22 protein-coding genes and 2 pseudogenes are annotated in these 20,590 nt (G+C 43.0%); 15 read left to right on the top strand and 9 right to left on the bottom strand.

The features are described 5' to 3' along the window. Window positions 1-95: 95 nt before the first annotated feature. Complete coding sequence (locus tag E5342_RS03235; protein ID WP_246867053.1) at window positions 96-323, bottom strand: hypothetical protein; 228 nt, start codon at window positions 321-323, stop codon at window positions 96-98. 239 nt (window positions 324-562) lie between these two features. Here E5342_RS03235 and E5342_RS03230 point away from each other — a divergent pair, with 239 nt between their 5' ends. From E5342_RS03230 to E5342_RS03185, 10 genes and pseudogenes are all read left to right on the top strand, one after another. Then, on the top strand, window positions 563-991 hold the full coding sequence (locus E5342_RS03230; RefSeq protein ID WP_168354443.1) for a carboxypeptidase-like regulatory domain-containing protein: 429 nt from the start codon (window positions 563-565) through the stop codon (window positions 989-991). A 34-nt stretch (window positions 992-1,025) separates the two neighbouring features. Further along, window positions 1,026-2,984: an outer membrane beta-barrel family protein gene (locus tag E5342_RS03225; RefSeq protein WP_135958814.1), complete on the top strand. Its 1,959-nt coding sequence runs from the start codon at window positions 1,026-1,028 to the stop codon at window positions 2,982-2,984. Window positions 2,985-3,219: 235 nt separating this feature from the next. Beyond that, entirely contained in the window at window positions 3,220-3,348 is a 129-nt protein-coding gene (locus E5342_RS03220) for a glycosyltransferase (RefSeq protein ID WP_246867052.1), read from the top strand. Further along, window positions 3,314-3,430 (top strand): annotated as a pseudogene (locus E5342_RS20275) (PD-(D/E)XK nuclease family transposase); the annotation flags it as partial. The gene E5342_RS03220 and the pseudogene E5342_RS20275, both read left to right, overlap by 35 nt. Before the next feature lie 120 nt (window positions 3,431-3,550). Then, window positions 3,551-4,318, top strand: a complete 768-nt coding sequence (gene surE, locus E5342_RS03210; RefSeq protein ID WP_135958813.1) for a 5'/3'-nucleotidase SurE — start codon at window positions 3,551-3,553, stop codon at window positions 4,316-4,318. Window positions 4,319-4,342: 24 nt separating this feature from the next. After that, window positions 4,343-5,476 (top strand): lipid-A-disaccharide synthase, encoded by a 1,134-nt coding sequence (gene lpxB / locus E5342_RS03205; RefSeq protein WP_135958812.1) that lies wholly within the window; start codon window positions 4,343-4,345, stop codon window positions 5,474-5,476. 94 nt (window positions 5,477-5,570) lie between these two features. Next, window positions 5,571-6,332, top strand: coding sequence for a NigD-like protein (locus E5342_RS03200; protein WP_135958811.1), 762 nt, complete (start codon window positions 5,571-5,573; stop codon window positions 6,330-6,332). A gap of 132 nt (window positions 6,333-6,464) precedes the next feature. Then, window positions 6,465-6,995, top strand: coding sequence for an RNA polymerase sigma factor (locus E5342_RS03195; protein WP_121735421.1), 531 nt, complete (start codon window positions 6,465-6,467; stop codon window positions 6,993-6,995). Window positions 6,996-6,997: 2 nt separating this feature from the next. Next, window positions 6,998-7,534, top strand: coding sequence for a hypothetical protein (locus E5342_RS03190; RefSeq protein ID WP_121735422.1), 537 nt, complete (start codon window positions 6,998-7,000; stop codon window positions 7,532-7,534). 25 nt (window positions 7,535-7,559) lie between these two features. Beyond that, on the top strand, window positions 7,560-8,645 hold the full coding sequence (locus tag E5342_RS03185) for a hypothetical protein (RefSeq protein ID WP_121735423.1): 1,086 nt from the start codon (window positions 7,560-7,562) through the stop codon (window positions 8,643-8,645). Window positions 8,646-8,690: 45 nt separating this feature from the next. Here the strand turns inward: E5342_RS03185 and E5342_RS03180 are convergent, their stop codons facing one another. The 7 genes from E5342_RS03180 to E5342_RS03150 form a co-directional block, all read right to left on the bottom strand. Further along, window positions 8,691-9,068 carry a hypothetical protein gene (locus tag E5342_RS03180; protein WP_236651374.1) on the bottom strand — a complete coding sequence of 126 codons (378 nt, stop codon included), beginning with the start codon at window positions 9,066-9,068 and terminating at the stop codon, window positions 8,691-8,693. A 2-nt stretch (window positions 9,069-9,070) separates the two neighbouring features. Beyond that, the gene (locus E5342_RS03175) at window positions 9,071-9,634 is read right to left on the bottom strand and encodes an RNA polymerase sigma factor (RefSeq protein WP_121735425.1); all 564 of its coding nucleotides are present in this window, start codon (window positions 9,632-9,634) and stop codon (window positions 9,071-9,073) included. 10 nt (window positions 9,635-9,644) lie between these two features. After that, entirely contained in the window at window positions 9,645-10,052 is a 408-nt protein-coding gene (locus tag E5342_RS03170; RefSeq protein WP_008773927.1) for a DUF6249 domain-containing protein, read from the bottom strand. Window positions 10,053-10,224: 172 nt separating this feature from the next. Then, window positions 10,225-11,883, bottom strand: a complete 1,659-nt coding sequence (locus E5342_RS03165) for a Gfo/Idh/MocA family protein (RefSeq protein WP_121735426.1) — start codon at window positions 11,881-11,883, stop codon at window positions 10,225-10,227. 5 nt (window positions 11,884-11,888) lie between these two features. Then, window positions 11,889-12,395, bottom strand: a complete 507-nt coding sequence (locus tag E5342_RS03160) for a DoxX family membrane protein (RefSeq protein ID WP_121735427.1) — start codon at window positions 12,393-12,395, stop codon at window positions 11,889-11,891. A gap of 117 nt (window positions 12,396-12,512) precedes the next feature. Continuing rightward, window positions 12,513-13,367, bottom strand: a complete 855-nt coding sequence (locus E5342_RS03155) for a 3-keto-disaccharide hydrolase (RefSeq protein WP_135958810.1) — start codon at window positions 13,365-13,367, stop codon at window positions 12,513-12,515. A gap of 23 nt (window positions 13,368-13,390) precedes the next feature. After that, window positions 13,391-14,875, bottom strand: coding sequence for a Gfo/Idh/MocA family protein (locus tag E5342_RS03150; protein WP_121735429.1), 1,485 nt, complete (start codon window positions 14,873-14,875; stop codon window positions 13,391-13,393). A 291-nt stretch (window positions 14,876-15,166) separates the two neighbouring features. On the opposite strand from E5342_RS03150, the gene E5342_RS03145 reads away from it, so the two are divergent. The 5 genes from E5342_RS03145 to E5342_RS03125 all read left to right on the top strand — a co-directional run bounded on the left by E5342_RS03145 (window position 15,167) and on the right by E5342_RS03125 (window position 19,792). Continuing rightward, entirely contained in the window at window positions 15,167-15,394 is a 228-nt protein-coding gene (locus E5342_RS03145; RefSeq protein ID WP_121735430.1) for a DUF4492 domain-containing protein, read from the top strand. Between the two features lie 13 nt (window positions 15,395-15,407). Beyond that, the gene (locus E5342_RS03140; RefSeq protein ID WP_135958809.1) at window positions 15,408-16,964 is read left to right on the top strand and encodes a cytochrome ubiquinol oxidase subunit I; all 1,557 of its coding nucleotides are present in this window, start codon (window positions 15,408-15,410) and stop codon (window positions 16,962-16,964) included. Between the two features lie 40 nt (window positions 16,965-17,004). Next, window positions 17,005-18,156 (top strand): cytochrome d ubiquinol oxidase subunit II, encoded by a 1,152-nt coding sequence (locus E5342_RS03135; protein WP_121735432.1) that lies wholly within the window; start codon window positions 17,005-17,007, stop codon window positions 18,154-18,156. Between the two features lie 314 nt (window positions 18,157-18,470). Further along, window positions 18,471-19,385 carry a ribonuclease Z gene (locus tag E5342_RS03130; protein ID WP_121735433.1) on the top strand — a complete coding sequence of 305 codons (915 nt, stop codon included), beginning with the start codon at window positions 18,471-18,473 and terminating at the stop codon, window positions 19,383-19,385. An 86-nt stretch (window positions 19,386-19,471) separates the two neighbouring features. After that, entirely contained in the window at window positions 19,472-19,792 is a 321-nt protein-coding gene (locus E5342_RS03125) for a T9SS type A sorting domain-containing protein (protein WP_121735434.1), read from the top strand. Between the two features lie 217 nt (window positions 19,793-20,009). Here the strand turns inward: E5342_RS03125 and E5342_RS20270 are convergent. After that, window positions 20,010-20,087 (bottom strand): annotated as a pseudogene (locus E5342_RS20270) (DUF6383 domain-containing protein); the annotation flags it as partial. Window positions 20,088-20,590 lie beyond the last annotated feature (503 nt).

The following is a 20,590-nucleotide window of genomic DNA, read 5'->3' as shown; positions in this document are numbered from 1 at the left end:
GCTTTAATATGACATGACAATGTTTTTAGATTATTATCTTCGCATCAAAATAAAGAGTTCAATACGGAAGTACTTACGGATGAGCTTTTAATTTATTAGTTTAGTATTAATACTCCCGCATGTTCTACCATCGCGGTATACTTGAAAGAACCACCAGCCTTATACTGGATCAAGTATACACCAGAAGGAATCATAGTTAATATAAGGCTACTATAGTCAGCAGAAGCCTTAACCGTAATATTTTGTGAAGCAGCGGTAGGAGTACCACCATCCATCTTATTCGTATTCAGTGTCAACACATTCGTACCGTCCAATTTAGTCATGTAGATGTACTTGTCAAATCTTGTCGTTACAGTTTTTCCTTGACTAGACCAATAAGATATCTATTATTAATAAAAAAACGTTACTTTTAGCGCAAATTCAGGATCAAGCTATTAAAAAATGACCATCGAACTTATTTTTTAGATGCTAACTCCTTAGATTTTATAAATTTAATTACTTAATGAAGAAGACGTGTATCGCTTTTGCTAACATGAATAGAAAAAAAATATTTATTTTGGTTGTGGGATTATCTTTACTTTCTCCCGCTTATTCATCTTCTTATTTTGATGTGGAGACTGCGATAATTTCAGATGTATCCTCTCCGGAAAAGATTAAAGGAAAGATAATGGACAAGGAGGGAACACCGATTCCATGCGCCCTTATAGCTGAACAGATAGATATATATAGTAATAATATGGTGGAAAGTGACAGTACAGGATACTTCGAGATTGATGTTAAAACTGGCTCCTCGCTTATCGTGTCCGCTGTCGGTTATCTGCCACTCGAGCTTAAACCTTCTGAATATCAAAGAAGCAAGCAGTTGAACATCACACTGGAGATGAATCCCGATGTCAAGATGGAGGATGTCATTGTCACTGCTAAACGTAAGACAATCGTCACTACCCCCACGGGATTTATTTATAACATGAATGAGAATCCATTGAAATAATGATGATGCACTTGAAGCCTTTCGCTTTGTTCCGATGATGATGGTAAAAGACGATCTCCCCTCTGTCGTGGGAAAAGGAGTGCCAGTTGTTTATATAAACAACCGTAAATTGAAACTCTCAGGCCAATCGCTGACGGCATATTTGAGATCTTTGCCGGCTAAGAGTATCGAAACGATAGAGATCATCCGCAATCCGAGTGCCCGATATGGAGGAGCAGACTGCGTATTGGAGATCAAGTTGAAAAAAAGAGAAAATGATGGCGTGAAAGGTTTCATTAACGGTAAAGTCTGGAAGATCCATGACATCGAAGAAGATTTGAATGTAAGTTTGGACTACACGAAAAACAAATGGAACAGCTTTTTAAATGTATTCTTGGGAGATCGCAGGGGTTATTATGACAACAGTTATGAGACTCATTATTTGAAAGAGGCCTATACAGTAGACCGTATCAGTTTGGATAAATCAAATGGAAAAGTAGGCAACATGAACTTCATTGGTGTCTATCAGTTTTCCGATACACATAGTTTAGGAATCAATGCTAGTGCGTCTTTGAATGATAACGATGGAAGTAGAACCGGCATGACTGTTTACAACAACAAGCAGCATGTTTCTTCTTTGTCTGAAAGAGAAGGAACCGTTTGGGGAGCTACCGCCAATTTGAATTATCAATATCACTCAAAAGACGGAAAGAGATATTTTATTGCCGATGCCGATTATTTGTACAATGATTACCAGCAACACGTAACCAATGAGATGAACAATGTGGACGAACAGGGAAACTTACAGTCTTTGTATCTGAAAGAGCGGCAGAATGTCCCTCAGAGAAGCGACATCTATTCCGCCAAAATGGAATATGGCGGAAAGTCAGATAATGGATTCAGCTATGACTTTGGGGCAGATGCCTACTACTCTCATATACATACGGATAATCAGTATTGGAATTGGGACAAGAACGAATTTGAGTTCGATTCACGCTATAGCAGTGATTTCAAAATAAAAGAATTTACCCCGGCCATATTTTTTGATCTTACCAAATGGTGGAACGAGAGATTTTATACCTCTTTATCTGCACGTATGGAATATACGAAATATGACGGCAAGGAATATCGGCAAGATACGAAGTTTGAAAATGACTTTTTTAGGGTGTTGCCTAAGTTGAATATGTATTACCGTATTTCACAATTCCAAGGCATTTCGTATATGCTTTCGTATGGGTTGTCGCGTCCGTCTTTCTATGATATGAACCCATTTGTTCAGCGTATATCCCCTACGGAATATTCTGTAGGCAATCCTTATTTGCAACCAGTCAAGATATTTTTCACTGAGTTGAATTACACGTTAAACAATAACGTGTCGTTTTATCTTCAATATCAACTAAAAGACGATATCCAGACCACCACCCAAAAGGATATGGGTGAGGGGGTAGTGGAAAACAAGCCTGAAAACATAGGAAAACGTAACTATGTAGGTTTTGGTATCACAGGATATATTCCCTATATGAACAACAGAGGTACTTTAAACATGAATGCCAATTACGCATGGTTTAAAATGAGCGGAGACACCGAGGTTGGAAAATTGGACTATTCTCGCCATTTGGGAAGTGCAACAATCAGTAATAGCTTTTTACTGTTTCCCAAGCAAAATATCCGATTCAATCTGACAGGAGAATTTCGTACAAAAGAAAAAAATGGTTATATGGTAACACCTTCTTCTATTGCAGGATATGCGGAATTGAATACGAGTTTCAAGAATTTTTCTTTTGCTGTTTACTCACAGCTTTCCGGCTATATGTATGACGGAAAGCTTTCTGGAACTATGAGATCTACGATGACAAATGACTTTTTGAGGGACTACCAGTTTTCCAAGGGCAGGAACTTTCAAGTAGGGCTTCGTCTCTCTTATCGCTTTGGTAATAATAAGGTAAAACAAGTTCAGCAAAGAAATACTTCTAATTCGGGAGTGAGAGGACGTGTGAATGTAAATTCAAAGTAAACGATATAAGGTGAAATCCGAAAAGCCTTAATAAAGTAAGAATTAACTTAATTTTCAAGCGTCATGAAAAACAAATTTGGTCGTGTAAAGGCTTTTGTTTTAAGATACTGGGTGAAAGTCGGAAGAACAATTATCCCGAGTGGGAATATATCCTATAGGATAATCAAAAAATGAATGACTTTGCCCAAGCTATTATCCGGAGTATTGGGATATATATCAAGCATTTCCTTACAATATGCAACGATGGGATGCGATACGCTATTTGATATTATATCGCATGGGAGGGATGTATGTTGATTTTGACTATCAATCCTTAGAGCGAATGGAAAATTTATCATTTCGGCTTCAAGCACATATTCGATAGGGAAATGGACAAGGACATACTAATCGAGTTCCTGAACGACCTCCTCGAAGGGGAGCATACGATCATGGACTTGAGGATCATAAAAATACCTTTCGCCTGATCAACAATCGACTAGGCGAAAGGATAACTCCTATCCCTCACACCCCAACTATTGTTCGCAAATTATTGTTACCTTTGTACAACACAATAAGGATAAAATGATATGACAAACGAGAAACCATTAATTCTGGTCACGAATGATGATGGCGTATGGGCCAAAGGTATTAACGAATTAATTGAGTGCCTGAAAGATCTAGGCGATTTAGTGGTATTCGCTCCCGATGGACCTCGTTCCGGAATGGGTAGCGCCATTACATCCTTAGTTCCTATCAAGTACACCTTGTTGAAAAAGGAGGAAGGGCTAACCATCTATAGTTGCACCGGGACACCGGTTGATTGCGTTAAATTAGCGATTAATGAGGTTTTGGAGCGCACGCCCGATCTGCTGGTCTCCGGTATCAACCATGGGGGGAATATGGCTATTTGCGTAAATTATTCCGGAACGATGGGTGCCGCCGCCGAGGGGTGTATTTTCAACATCCCTTCCATGGGTGTATCCTTACTAGATCATGCGGCCGATGCCGACTTCTCCGAATGCTGCCGCCTAGGACGTATGCTGGCACGCCGGGTGTTAAAAGAAGGCTTACCGCACGGAACCTACTTAAATCTCAACGTGCCGAAGCTACCCCAAGTGAAAGGGTTGAAAGTTTGTCGCCAAGCGGATGGCCGTTGGGTACGTGAATTCAAACGTTCCGAGAACGCCAGCGGAGAACCCGTATTCTGGTTGACAGGAGCTTTCGAGAGTGCTAAACCCATCCACCCGGACAATGATATGCTTGCGCTGGACAGCGGATACGCCTCCCTAGTCCCCTGCAAGATCGACGTTACGGACTATGACTTCATGGCCACCCTAAACAACTGGATCCTTTAATTTTCAATCCTCAATTTTCAATTCATGAAGTATTACTTGATAGCCGGAGAAGCCTCCGGAGACCTGCACGCCTCGAATTTGATGGCAGCCTTGAAAGAGAATGACCCGAAGGCCGAGTTCCGCTTTCTGGGCGGCGATCTGATGAGAGCCGTTGGAGGAACCCTTGTCAAACATTACCGGGAAATGGCATTCATGGGCTTTATCCCGGTATTGCTGAACTTGCGTACCATCTTAAATAACATGAAGACGTGCCAAGAGGATATCCGCCGCTATCAACCAGATGTCGTCATCTTAATTGACTACCCGGGATTCAACCTGAAGATCGCCAAATACGTGAAAACCCAGTTAGGGCTTCCGGTATATTACTATATATCCCCCAAGATATGGGCCTGGAAACAATACCGCATCAAGGACTTCCGGCGTTATGTAGATCGTATGTTCTGCATCCTGCCGTTCGAGACCGAGTTTTTCCGGAAGCTTAATTATTCGGTAGATTACGTAGGAAATCCTTCTGTAGACTCCGTAGCCTATTACAAGGAGCACCAAGCGATCTCAAGAGATACATTTATCAAAGAGGAAGGATTGGCCGACAAGCCTATCCTCGCCTTGCTATCCGGTAGCCGCAAGCAAGAGATCAAGGACAACTTACCGACTATGCTGAAAGTAGCCTCCGCATATCCCGACTACCAGCCGGTAATAGCCGGAGCGCCAGGCATCGATCCAGCTTACTATCAAGAATACGTAGGCTCTTATCCCGCCAAGATCGTGTTCGGTAAAACCTATCCCTTGCTACAACATAGCGCCGCCGCCTTGGTAACCTCCGGCACGGCAACCTTGGAAACCGCCCTGTTCCGGGTTCCGCAAGTCGTTTGCTACTACGTCGTAGCCGGACAGTTGGCCAGCTTTATTTTCAAGCATTTCTTCCATACGAAATACATATCCCTCGTGAACCTGATCGGGGGACGGGAGATCGTACAAGAACTATTCGGAGCCCGCTTCTCCGAGTCGCAAATACAAGACGAGCTAGGACGCATCCTACAAGATCCAGCCTATCGAAAACGGATGCTGGACGGATACGACAAGATTATCCATACGCTAGGAATGCCCGGGGCTTCAAAGCGTACGGCACGGCTAATCGTTGAATCCCTTGGTTCTTAACATCTTTTATTAACGTCTTTTGCAGCATTTCACCCCGAACTTACATCTTTCCTCATAGAACGATGAAATGTGAACTTTTTAAGAAACAAAAGGAATGAAGACGTTGAGAGCTTTTTTATTGGTTATCGGGATCGCTTTAGTATCCCTCACCCTACCCTCTTGCTTAGATGACGATGACTCGTATTCTTTAGGTGATATCTGGATAGCGGTCGCTACCGTAGTACCGGAAGGCAATAACGTATATTACTTACGGCTGGACGACGGAGATAAGCTATGGCCCGCCGCCACGAACTATCCGAACTATCAGCCGAAGCCTAACCAACGTGCCTTGGTGAACTTCACGATATTGGCGGATTCCACCCAAAGTAACCTAGGAGGTTTCTCCCACTATATCAAGGTGAATGCGATCCATAACATCCTTACGAAATCCATCGCTAAGAACGAGGGAGCGGCTAATGATTCTATCTATGGTACGGACCCGGTAAGTATTTATAACAATAATATGTGGATCGGAGACGGATATTTGAATATCTATTTCGAGACACTTTGGGGAGGCAAGACCGCCCACTTTATCAACCTGATCCAACCGGATGCCGAGAATGATCCTTATACGCTGGAGTTTAGGCATAACGCTTACGATGATCCCCAATATACGATCGGGGCCGGACGTGTGGCGTTCAATTTGTCTTCCTTGCCGGATACCAAAGGAGAGACGGTCGATCTTGTCGTAAACTATTGGACTTCCGAAGGGAAACAGGCTTATAAATTAAAATATAATTCGGATAAGAGCAAAATGGAGGATACTTCGCAAGGCTATACGAACGATAGTATCTCCAATATAACAGACATGAAATAAACCTTCCCACATAACTTTTATTTTTATCATTTAGTTCAGGAGGAGAGGCGTCGAGATGATGCCTTTCTTTTTTTTGTATTTTTACGCTACAAGATGCAACGGTCAAGGCATCACTCTCGTTTATATAAACAAATGGACAAAGTAACCGAACATCTGATCGAGGGTTGCCGCCGGGGAGACCGGAGCTCGCAACTGAAGTTGTACAAACAATACGCACAGCGATTGTATATAGCCTGCTTGCGTATCGTAGGCAACTCATCCGAGGCGGAAGAAGCCATGCAGGACTCGTTCCTCAAGATCTTCACACGCTTGGACCAATATCATGACGGGCAATGCTTTGAGGCATGGATGCATCGCATCGCCATCCATACGGCCATCGATTATGTACGCCGCCAAACACCGGACCAAGAGGAGCTTTCCGACAATCTGGCCGAACCGGAAACGGACGGACCGGACGAGGAAGAAATCCAATATTCCGTGGCACAGATAAAGGAAGCTACCAAGAAGTTGCCGGCAGGCTACCGCATAATCCTCTCGCTTTACCTCTTTGAGGGATATGATATGGAAGAGATCGCCTCTATCCTGAAAATTCAACCGCCAAGCGTCCGTAGCCAGTACCTACGCGCTAAGCGGAAATTGTTAGACATTATAGCAGCCAATTAAACATGGATAAACTAAAGAATTTCATAGACGCAAACCGTGACGCATTCGAGGAAGATGAGATACTTCCCGAAGGCCACTTCGAACGTTTCGAGCAAAAGCTGCCGAAACCACGGAAGAACCGTGTGGCTCTATACAGCCTATCGGCCTTTGCCATAGCCGCCTCTATCGCCTTGTTGCTCCTATTCCGCTTGCCGGGTGGAACTTACATACCGGAGCCCGTGCAAAAAACTACGGCCCAAGCCTGTGAGACCCAAGAGGAGATAGAGGAACTACGCTTATATTACAATATGCAAATGAATGAGGTATTGGCGCAGATGAAGAAGTTGTATAAACAGGACCAGACACCGGGAGCGGAAGAGTTATTGCAAGAGAGCAAACGAATCCTCACGGATAATTATATGTTCGAGGAAACGATACTCCCTACCTTGCCTTGTTCCAACGACGGTCTTTTCGCCATGACCCAGCATTACAGCAATAGCTTGGAGGGCCTCACGCTGATGCTAAAGCAAATGGAACTAGTCACAGATAACCAGAAATAGTAATAACAATTAATACATATCAATCATGAACACGACACACGTAAAATTAAGTCCCGCCGTATTGCTGACTTTCGTATTGCTGCTATGCAATCTATCGGCAATAGCTAGGCCACAAGAGAAGATCAAGAAAAAAGAGATATCTCAATCCTACAGCGTAAGCGCTGGTGATCGTCTCCAAGTAGAAAACCGTTATGGAAACATCACCGTTACCCACTGGAATCAGAATACGGTAGCTATACGGGTTGAGGTAGAATGTAAGGCTCGCAGCGAGGAACGTGCTCAAGAGAACTTGGACCGTATCCAAATCGAGACCAAGAAGATAGGTGGTATTGTCTCAGCGATCACTACGATAAAGAAGGAGATGAATAGTAATTCGAATAATGAGTCCATGACGATCAATTATTATATCCAGATGCCACCTAAGCTCGGTGCAGACTTGAACCAGAAATACGGAAACATCAACTTGCCAAGCGATAATAACGGCAACATGGATATCCATGTAAAATATGGTAACCTGAATGCGGGTAATTTTATCGCCAACGCAATGATAGAGGCTAAATATGGTAACGTTGAGGTAGGGAATCTGCAAGATGCCCAACTGAATCTGGGCTACGTAGGGACTGCCAAAATCCGCAACGCTAAAGAATTAACGATAGACAGTAAGTATTCCAATCTGGATATACAGAATATACAATCTTTACGCATGGAGATTAAATACGGTAATTTTACAATCGAAAGCGTAAGTAGACTAGACATGGAAATTAAGTACAGCGACGCTAAAATCGGGACTCTTAAAGATGCCTTGAATGTAAGTAGCCTTAGCTATAGTAACTTAAAGATACGAAACTTGTCTCCCTCTTTCTCGAAAGTGAACGTAGAATCCCATTATGGGAATTTGGAAGTAGCGCTTCCCGCAAAAACGTCTTTCCGGATAGTAGCGGAGAACATGAAGTATTCAAGCTGCGACGTGAACGGTTTCAATATCACCCGCAAGCATTTTGACGATGAGGATCGTGACAAGAATTACACCTATGAGATTAATGGTGGAAAGCAACCGACGATTCACTTCGAAGGAAATCGTTACGGAAATCTAAAAGTCAAGGCCAATTAATTAGTTGTAGAGACGGGGCATGCCCGTCTCTACAACCGGATATTTTTATTTTGAGGTGTTTTGCCGGTGTATCTCTTCTCTCTTCAACCAATTATCGAGTTGTGTAAACAGGAAGAAACAAGAGATCCCGGAAGCAATCGTTAAAACAATCGGGAAATAGGCTCGCAAAGAACCTAAAACCGTTTCCGCCCCGCCCGGAGAAAGCTTAACCAAATACAAGATGCCTACTAATACAAGCATATAAGCGACAAACATGCTAAAAATGCCTACAGGCGTAAACCGCTTCTTGATATAGTACTTATATACCCGCTTCTTCTCTTGCATAATCAATGCCATAATACGGGAGTTTAATGAAGCCGAAGGTTGTTCTGCCGTTCCTCGCATCAACTTACGTGTCAAATGATCAATATCTTTCTCATTCATATTCATAACAAATCAGCTGTCTCTAATTTCATTTTATCTTGCAACACTTCATAAAACCGTTTCCGTCCACGAAATAGTTTTACTTTCACATTAGAAGCGCTCAATTCAGTGATCTGGCAGATCTCTTCCACCGAGCATTCCTCCAAATAATAAAGAGTAAGCAACAAGGCCTCATCAGCCGGAAGCTTTTTCAACGTACGTGCGATCATCTCTTTTCGATCCTCACGCTCCAATAAAGCCGTAGCCGATTCAACTTCGTCATTCAAAAGGTCTATAGATCCTACCTCCTCATAATTCACAAATATACGCTGTTGCCTCAAAGCTGTCAACGCCGTACGATACACGATCCTATAAAACCATGTTGAGAACTTACTATCGAAATGAAAATCGGAAAGAGCACGATACATCTTCACGAACGCATCCTGTACGGCCTCTTCTGCCTCCTCGCGATTTTCCAAGATACGAAGAGCGATGGTATAAGCCATCTTCTCATACTTTGCGACAAGGCAGGAGAAACTTTGCGTGTCCCCTGCCAAAATACGTTCTATCCACTTTCGCTCATCCATCCGGTATCGTTTATTCTTCCAGACGCATTTTCTTCTCGTCCTCCAATCTCTCCTTCTCCATTAAAGAACGGGAAAGAAAGAAATAAATTATAAAAGCTACTCCACCGAACATAATCGTAATAGCCGGAACTAACAAAAAGAACCAATCGCTATCGTAAGTGAAAGCAGAGTCGACCATCATACCGACAATCACACCCAATGACAAACCGATCATAAAAATACCGTTACGCAGGGTATTATAACGATTAGGCCTTCTCTCGGGCCGCATAGCCTCTTCCAACACAATTCCTTTCTCAATCATCGCCATCTTTTCCTCATGCTTACTTTTAATGGTCATGTAACTAGCGATAATACCTAACAATACCGGCATACCTACCGCACAAATAACACCTAAAATAGGAATCCACAACTCGTTCATATCTTTTATTCTTTAAAGGTTTAATAAATTATTCGCTTTTATCAATAAGACATGAGCAATCACAAATCGGTTACAAGAAAGAGAAGAAATTTTATACATGCGCACAAAAAAGCGAACCTCACCACTTGTGAAGTTCGCTTTTTTGGAATGTTATTTATCGTCTTTTTAATACTTACGCTAGTTCACCTCTTACGATCTCTTCCTTATCCTTATCCCAGTACATCGTACGTCCTTCCAGATAAGCGCGAGTACCCATATGAGCGGTCATAGCCTCTTGGAAAGCAGCGTCAATATTACAGCTAGGAGTCTTGCCTTGACGGATACATTCCAGCCATTCGCGGATATGCAAGTGAGTCGTATCATAACGCTTGCCATTTACATAGGTATACAGCAAACCGCGCTTAGCGAAATACAACTCCGTAGGAGATGTAACGGAATCCGAGCTATTTTGTCCCGGTACATAGGTATAGAACGGGGTATCTGTAGGAATAACACCTTCCTTGATCTTATCCGCATAACGAGTGGAATTTTGGTCAACCGTAATAGCTAGGATATTAGAAACCTCCATAGAAGCGTCATGTCCCATAAATACCTTGCCACGGTTACGGCTACTTGCCAATGTAGCGCTATACAACATCGTCAAATCGCGATCCGGCCACTCGAAAGTAGTCTGCAATACATCAGGTACCGTACGTCCGTCCTTGAAGAAATAAACACCACCGGATGAAGTTGCGGAATGAGGTATACCCACATGCATAATCTGATTGACAGCGTCATACTCATGTGTCAACAAGTCACCGGAAAGACCTGTACTATAATCCCACCAACAACGCCAGCGGAAGAAACGTTCCAGACTGAACTTGCTACGCTCGTCCGGACCGATATATCTTTCAAGCTTGTTGGATGTCATATAATCCATATATTCCTTAATACGCTCAGGATCACCCTCGAACTGCTTCCAATCAATCGTATTAGGATTAGAGCCTTCGATAATATCATATACCCAAGCACCATTTGGAGAGTTACGGTTCGTACAAACCTCAATCAAGTTAACAGGACCTAATAATCCGTTACCGATAATCTCCTCGGCCTTCTGATAACAGTCGGTCTGACGCCCTTGGTGACCTAACTGGAATACAACGCCGGTCTCCTTGATCACTTGGCGAACCATATAGGTCTCAGGCACCGTCCATGATAACGGCTTCTCGCAATATACGTGCTTTCCGGCACGTGCCGCAGCCATAGCGATCGTGCTATGCCAGTGGTCCGGACCAGCGATAATAACGGCATCCACATCCGGAGCCGCTACCAACTCCTGATAAGTCCGGTAACGCTTCGGAGCAGGCCCGAACTTACCGTCGCTACCCTCACGATGGATATTGGAACCAGTCAATACAGCGGCTTCACCATATACATCAAATATATCACAAACAGCGGTTATCTCAATATTCAGATCATCTTGCTCCATATATTGTTGATAACGCGTGTCTTTCTTATTCAACTTATTAGCCTCTTTCATCTTATCGATCCAAGAAGGCTCAGCAAAACCAGCGGCACGCATCAATTGCTTTCCACGAATACCGAAGCCTACCAAACCGATACGGATCTTCTTACCATCGCCTTGCGGCTCTAAATAAGAGGCCTGCCTGTTACTTACCTGAAATACATCTGATATGTTACGACCCCTTAAAGCGTCTTTCCTTTTTTGGTAAACGCCATATGCCAAAGCACCTAAGATAGGCACTGTAGCCAATGTCTTCAATGTGTCCCGACGTCCTTTATCGGGCATTTGCTCCTGAGAAGGAGTATTCTTTGCATCTTCTGTTGCCATGGGTATCAAATAAATTTAAGTTTATGCAATATCGGACACACACGTCCTAACACACGATCGAATCCTATGATTTGTGATGTAGGGAATACGCACATCAAGCCTAAAGCGGCGAACTCCACAAGGTTCTTATCAATCCATAAATAAGAGCCTTCAAATGGCATCATATAGCTTGCTCCCACGAAAGAAGGGTGGGATAACGTGTACATAGCGAGAAGAATCATACCTCCAACAGAAGATAAACGATACAAACAACCTAAAGTCAAGCCTAGGCCGATCAATAACAGAGCCCACTCATTCAAAAAGTTGATGGCCGTCATCAAACTGTCATCTTGAGTCAATTTGATAAAAAATGAAGCAGCGGGACCCTTTGAATCGAGTAGATAGGGTAAAGATGTCCATTTTGGGTTCATGATTTTTACTAGGCCTTCATACATAAAGTGCCAACCTATAAAAAGACGCAGCATCATCAGCCAAATCATCTGCGCTTTCGTGTAACCTTGTTCTATTTTCATTTCTTGGTCCTAAAAAATTGGTTTAGAAAAAGTCAATTATTAAAAACATAACACCCGAAGTTTAAATCATAGATTTAGACCCCGGGCGTTATTTATGCTAGAATATGTTTGATACGATTAATCCAAAACCTTAACAGTAATGTTACGGAACCAAACATCATCCCCATGGTCTTGCAATCCGATGTAGCCTTCTTTGTTTTCACCACCACAGTTCAACAACAACTCGTAAGCCAACGGCCATTTCTCTTGGCTGAACTTACTCTTGCTCAACATTTCCTTCCATTGCGGAGTCCATAAGTGGTACTCTACAACCGGCTCATCATTCTGATAATGAACCACTGTACCCTTATAGCACATGATTTTCACCTTGTTCCACTCTCCATGCGGTTTAGCATTCTGCGGTTTAGCAGGGATCATATCATACAAAGAAGAAGATTGACGGATACCCAATACGCTACCTAACTTCGCATCCGGGTGGTTCTCGTTATCCAACACTTGACACTCAGGAGCTGAGATATAAGAAGGTTGACCTTCTACCTCTTGGATGTAATAGAAAATACCGGAGTTAGATCCCTTAGCCACTTTCCATTCCATTTCCAATTCAAAGTTCTTCAACTTATCAGCGAAGATCAAGTCTCCACCGTTATTAGCACCAGCCTCACCAGCACCAGAACCATTGATTTTGATAGCACCGTCCTCGATTGTCCAAGCACCCGGAACATCCGCACGGTTGTAACCTCTCCATCCGTTGAAAGTCTTACCATCGAAGATCACGTATCTACCCTCTTTGTCTTTCGGGAAAGTCGTGATGTCTACCTCTGGTAGTCCTGTCATGAGCTTATACTCAGGAGCAGCTGCCTCAGTCTTTGTTTCATCTGCTGCAGAAGTTTCATCTGCCTTTTTTCCACCACCGCAAGACGTGAAATAACACATCAATACAGCAGCACTTGCTAATAATACTGACTTTTTCATTTTTATTTATTGAGTTAAATATATTATCTCGGCATATCTACCAGCTTCCAACCATCACGATAGTTGTGCTTGATCAAGCCTGCGGCAAATTCTTGAGCGTTGATAGGATCCGTCCATACAGTCTTAAATTTCGGGTCACCATCAATAACCTCAAAGGTATCTTTCTTGATAATTTTGATTGTCTCGCTCGGATCGATATTCGTGAATCGCATGTTAGGACCATCCCATTCCAACACCTTGTTCAAACGTTGCAAGCGAACAGCCAATACTCCCATCACAACCATCTCATTGAACGGACCAGCCTCCAAGAAGTTAGACTTAGTCTCTACGCGACTGCCCTTGCTCTCCTTACATGCGCGGATCCAATCTTGCTCATGTCCACTGCTACCTTTCGGAACACGACGTTCTGTCTGAGGAGCGTTAGGCACACGACCTGAAAGCAACCAAGGATTAACACCGTAGCAACCACAAATCAACGTATCTTTCGTACCGTGGAAGATACACAATCCACCACCTTCACCCATTAATTCCTTACCTTGAGGGAATCCTTCTGGACGATCCGGCATCATACCGCCATCATACCAGTGAACCTCAACCTCCGGCATTGCTACCTTCGGCATATTGTCACGAGCCGGGAAGATCAACTTCACATGTTGAGCGTTAGGAGCGCAGTCCTGCAACAATAACGTAGAAGAACCTTGAACATGTGTCGGATAACCTAAGTGCAAAGCTTTAAATACCGGATGCATGATGTGGCAAGCCATATCGCCTAATGCACCTGTACCGTAATCCCACCATCCACGCCAGTTCCAAGGATGATATGTCTTGTTGAACGGTCTCAACTTAGCAGGACCCGTGAACAAATCCCAGTTCAAGGTAGAAGGGATCTTATCAGCCTTCTCCGGAGCGTTCAAACCTTGCGGCCAAATAGGACGGTTCGTAGCGCACTCTACTTTCGTAACCTCACCGATCTCGCCGTTAGCGATCCACTCACAAATCAAGTTCACGCCATCACCGGAAGAACCTTGGTTACCCATCTGAGTAGCGACGCCTGTGCTCTTAGCCAAGTTTGTAAGCAAACGAGACTCGTAAACAGAGTGAGTCAACGGTTTCTGAGTGTACACGTGTTTACCAAGTGTCATAGCGTCAGCCGTAATGATGGCATGAGTATGGTCGGCCGTAGCTACCATAACGGCATCGATAGACTTACCCATCTCATCGTACATCTTACGATAATCCCAATATTTCTTAGCTTGTGGATGACGGTCGAATACCGGTTTCGCATACTTCCAATCGATATCACAAAGAGCTACGATATTCTCAGTAGTCTCCATGTTCTTCAAGTTAGCGTTACCCATACCTCCGATACCTACACCGGCAATATTCAACTTATCGGTTGGGGCCATGTGACCATGACTTTTACCAAGAACTGAACTTGGAACAATTGTCAACGCTGCAGCGGCAGCTGTACCTCTTTGAAGAAAAGATCTTCTAGTAATGTTTGACATAGTAATAATTTTTTATAGATTAGCACTTAACAATAATATTTCATGTGTCTTTACACCTTTACAGGCAACAAATTGTCGCAAATATAGCCAATACTGTATTATTGACAAAATCAAAAGACTGCTTTCTTATTTAAAATAGTTTTTTTTAACAGACAGGATAGATCTTATTTATAATTTCATAAATATTATCTATAGGATTGGGGGTATTTTATTAATGCGATTTGGATATATTTGTAAAAACATGAAAACATATTCATATTAACAACTGTTATCTTAAATAAGAACAACTATATGAAAAAAGAATCTGCATTCATACGAATATACCGCTTTTATCTGGAAGGATTCCGGGAAATGAAGCTGGGCAAGACTCTTTGGCTAATCATTTTAGTCAAATTGTTTATCATGTTTTTTATCTTGAGATTATTCTTCTTTCCTAATTATCTAGGGCAGTTCGATAGCGATAGAGAGAAAGAGAACCACGTATCGAACGAACTCATACAACGGGCAATAAATCCTTAAAACATTAATAAATATGATTGAAAACATTGACACTTCATTGATCGATTGGTCGAGGGCCCAATTTGCCCTTACAGCCATGTATCATTGGCTCTTCGTGCCACTAACACTAGGACTTGGCGTCATCCAAGCCATTATGGAGACGATTTATTATCGGACCGGTAATGAGACATGGAAAAAGACCGCCCAATTTTGGATGAAATTATTCGGTATCAATTTCGCTATCGGTGTCGCTACGGGATTGATCCTTGAGTTCGAGTTCGGAACCAACTGGTCTAACTATAGTTGGTTTGTCGGGGATATTTTCGGAGCGCCTTTGGCTATCGAGGGAATTCTCGCCTTCTTTATGGAAGCCACTTTTATCGCTGTCATGTTTTTTGGTTGGGACAAGGTTAGCAAACGGTTCCATCTCGCCTCGACTTGGCTGACGATCATCGGCGCAACTCTTTCCGCTCTCTGGATCTTGATCGCTAACGCATGGATGCAATATCCGGTCGGCATGCATTTTAATCCGGATACGGTCCGTAACGAGATGTTCGATTTCTGGGCCGTAGCTTTATCGCCTGTCGCCATTAATAAGTTTTTCCATACGGTATTGTCCGGTTGGATCGTAGGTGCCTTATTCGTGTTAGGAATCAGCTGCTGGTATTTATTAAAGAATCGGAATACCACATTCGCTTTGTCAAGTATTAAAGTCAGTGCGATATTCGGACTGGTAGCCTCCATCCTTATCCTCTGGACAGGTGATGGTTCCGCTTATCAAGTAGCTCAAAAGCAACCGATGAAACTAGCCGCTATGGAAGGTCTTTATCAGGGTGGTAACGGGGTAGGACTCGTAGGCATCGGTATCTTAAATCCGGCAAAGACAAGTTATCTGGATAACCAGAACGCATTTATTTTTGACATTAAATTCCCCAAACTCCTTTCCTTCTTAGCAGAACGTGACATGGACGCATACGTTCCAGGTATCGTAAACCTAATCGAGGGAGGCTATACGACCAATAAGGGAACAGTTGCACTTTCCGCCAAAGAAAAAATAGAGAAAGGTAAAGCCGCTATCAAAGCGTTAGCCGATTATCGCAAAGCGGTCAAAGATAAAGATACCGCAGCCGCCGGGCAATACAGGGTAACCTTGGAAGAGAATTTCCCCTATTTCGGATATGGTTATATTAAGGATCCGGCAGAGTTAATTCCGCATGTAGGATTGACATTCTATTCTTTCCGTGTGATGGTGATCCTTGGCTGTTTCTTCATCTTACTATTCATTATTACATTGATATGGGATAAAAAAGGGAAAATCGCTGATACACGTTGGTTGCAATACGTGGGCCTATGGTCTATACCTTTAGGATATATAGCAGGGCAAGCTGGTTGGATCGTAGCAGAGGTAGGACGTCAGCCTTGGGCTATACAGGATATATTGCCGACCAGCGCTTCGATATCCAACTTAAATCCGTCCTCGGTACAGACCACTTTCTACCTGTTCCTTATCTTATTCACGATCCTGCTGATCGCAGAGATTGGAATCATGGTTAAGGCCATCAAAAAAGGGCCGGAAACTGCCGATCATTAATTTTCAAAACTCAATTATCAATTCTTAATTAGGAAGTCCTATGGATAGTACATATATATTGTTACAACATTACTGGTGGTTTTTGGTATCTCTACTGGGAGCGCTATTAGTATTCCTTCTTTTTGTACAAGGAGGCCAATCTCTTCTCTTCACTATCGGCAAGACAGAGATACAGCAAAAAATGTTATTGAACTCGACCGGACGTAAGTGGGAGTTTACTTTCACTACGTTAGTCACTTTCGGAGGTGCTTTCTTCGCCTCTTTCCCTCTATTTTATTCCACAAGCTTCGGTGGAGCCTATTGGGTATGGATGCTGATCTTGCTTTGCTTCGTGATACAAGCTGTATCTTACGAGTATCAAGCGAAAAAAGGTAACTTACTCGGGAAAAAGACGTACCAAGTATTTCTTATGATCAATGGTATAGCAGGTCCGATCTTGCTCGGAACCGCTGTAGCCACCTTCTTTAACGGCGCCGAGTTTATTGTCAACAAGGAACAGTTAACTGATGTAGCCATGCCTGTTATTTCTACGTGGGCCAATGCTTGGCATGGACTAGAGGCGGCTTTGGTATTTTGGAATTTGTGCCTAGGACTGGCAGTTTTCTTCTTGGCACGAGCTTTGGCCCTACTCTATTTTATCAACAATATCGATGATCCGGAGATTGTCGCTAAAAGCCGGAGACAGTTGATTCCTGAGACAATCTTGTTCCTCGTCTTTTTCTTGACATTCTTGATCCGCTTATTACTGGTGGACGGTTTCGCTGTAAACCCGGATACCGGAGAAGTATTTATGCAACCGTATAAGTATTTTATGAACCTGATCGAGATGCCAATCGTGTTGGTTGTATTATTGATCGGCGTGGTTGGCGTACTATTCGGCATAGGGAAAACGGTATTGTCGAAGACTTGGAGAAAGGGCATTTGGTTCGCGGGAGCAGGGACTGTCTTGACCGTATTAGCCTTATTACTTTGCGCAGGATGGAATAATACCGCTTATTACCCATCTTTGGCGGATCCACAAAGTTCATTAACGATCCAGAATAGTTGCTCAAGCCCATTCACGCTGAAAGTAATGAGTTATGTATCTATTCTCGTCCCCTTCGTATTAGCCTACATTTTCTATGCTTGGAGAGCACTTGATCTACATAAGATCAATAGTAAGGAAATGCAGGGTAACGGACATACATATTAAGATTTATGAATCATAATTCATTAGATACAGATATTTAGATTTCAAATTAACTACAAAAAAGGAAACGGCGAAGCTCACGCTTGGCCGTTTCTACATTTAACCGTTTTAAACAAAAAGAAAAAGTTAGTTAAGGCTTAGAAAAAAATATCTTAAGTCTATTTACCGACTGTATATTCGCTTTCCCGAAGGACAGCAAACAAATATATGGAATCCCCATCATCCCGCATACATTACACTTTGTTTTTTTGTTATTTTTCACAGAACAGAAATGCTTTTGTATTATCTTTGCACTCAATTATTCCCATAGACAACGAATGGCTGATTTTGATATAAACATATTGGGATGCGGTTCCGCATTGCCCACGACCCGCCATCTGGCGACCTCTCAAATCATCGATTTACGAGATAAACTATACATGATCGACTGCGGAGAAGGCACGCAAGTACAAATGCGTCGTATGCGTATAAAATTCAGTCGTTTAAATCATATCTTCATCTCCCATCTACACGGAGATCATTGTTTCGGGCTACCGGGATTGATCTCTACCTTAGGTATGCTGGGACGTAACGGAGAATTGGTTATTCATGGGCCGAAAGAGATCGAGAGTTATATGCGTCCGATACTTGATATCTTTTGCAAAGGGTTGCCTTATGAGATCCGTTTTAACTTAATCGACCCGACAACTCATTCGTTGGTCATGGAAGATCGCTCCCTAAGTGTTTATTCCATTCCGTTAAAGCACCGGATACCCTGTTGTGGCTATTTGTTCGCCGAGAAAGCCAAAGAAGCGCACATCATCCGAGAGATGACGGATTTCTATCAGGTTCCTGTCCGTATGATGCAAGAGATCAAAAGGGGCGCTGATTTTGTCACCCCGGAAGGAGAGGTAATCCCGAATGCCCGTTTGACCCGCCCTGCCGTCGCTCCCAAACGGTATGCTTATTGCTCGGATACAGCCTTCCATTCCTCTATAATTCCCATCATCGAAGGGGTGGATTTATTATACCACGAGGCGACTTTCGCTGAATGTGACGCCGCACGTGCGAAAGAGACCTTCCACTCTACCGCTCGCCAAGCGGCTGAGATCGCCTATAAAGCCCAAGTGAAGCGATTGGTTATCGGCCATTACTCGGCCCGTTACGAGGACATGGCTCCGTTAAAGAAAGAAGCAGACAAGATATTTCCCGGCACGATCTTAGGGGAAGAAGGTATGAGGCTGAGCGTATAATCATACATCCGTTTTGCGAAATAAAGCTAATTACTTTCTAATATGCAGAAAACTTTCTACATTTGTGCGAATTTAGGGACTAGTAAATGAAGCTTATACATATCATCGCTTTGGCACTTGCATGCTCCGCAAGTTATCCGGTTTACGCGCAAGCTAATAAATCGGAAGCCAAGATATTTGCTTCTAAGCAAGAAGATCCCTCTCCTATCGAAATCACGGCCTACGAGAATCACATCAAGGTAGAGAACGCTCCTGTCGGGAGTATCTTGGAAATCTACAGCGTAGTGGGCATCAAGGTGAAAGAAATCGAAATCAAGCAGTCCACCGCCGAATATGTCGTAGATATCGCAAAGGGATATTATATCATCCGCATTGACGATACGGTACGCAAGGTGGCGATACGGTAGATAAAAGCCCCGTAGGATAATCTTACAGGGCTTGTTTTTTGATCCGCTTTCTCTTCTCACGAGGATATCTGCGGAAGAATTTTAATTACTTTAGTATTAATATGCCACCTGTTCACCCGTCGCGGGATACTTTTCTTCGGGGCACAATTATTTAATTATATATTACATAAAGGCGGGTCTCCCCGCCTTTATTCGTTTAGTCCATCGGTTAGCCTCATTTTACGACTACCTTACCTAAGATGTTCGTGATAACAACAGACTTACCGGCGGCACCCTGAACGGTTACAATACCGTTTCAGCGATACATGGTAGAAGAACAGAACATCCCATGAATCTCGCAAACATCCAAACGAATAACTAAGGCTCCTTATCCAATCCATAGGTACAAAAGCCGAAACAAACCGGAACAAACGATCTTTGAATCTTATGGAAAATCCCTCACAACCTAATATATACTTCATCTAGCGACAGCGAACGATCGTTCGGCGGCAGTGAATATATATTCGCCGGCGGCGAATGATCGTTCGACGACACCGAACGAAGAAGGTATACTTATCCTTTAGAGAATAAGACAGTTACAATACAAGAATACAGACGAATCCTTAAGACTATCGACAACGACTCCCTAAGTAGACCGGCATCTACTCCCTAAGCAAAGGGGAAGTCTGCTTGCTAAGTAGTTTTCCAAACACTTTCCACGTTCCGTGGAACATTCCCTGTCGATAATCTCATCCACGGATTTTATCACATGAGCCATTTTTACCTAATGATATAATGTACATGCGTACGTTAATATAA

Origin of the sequence: Parabacteroides distasonis (assembly GCF_004793765.1) — a bacterium.
GTDB lineage: Bacteria > Bacteroidota > Bacteroidia > Bacteroidales > Tannerellaceae > Parabacteroides > Parabacteroides distasonis_A.
This window is presented reverse-complemented; position numbering and strand designations above follow the sequence as displayed.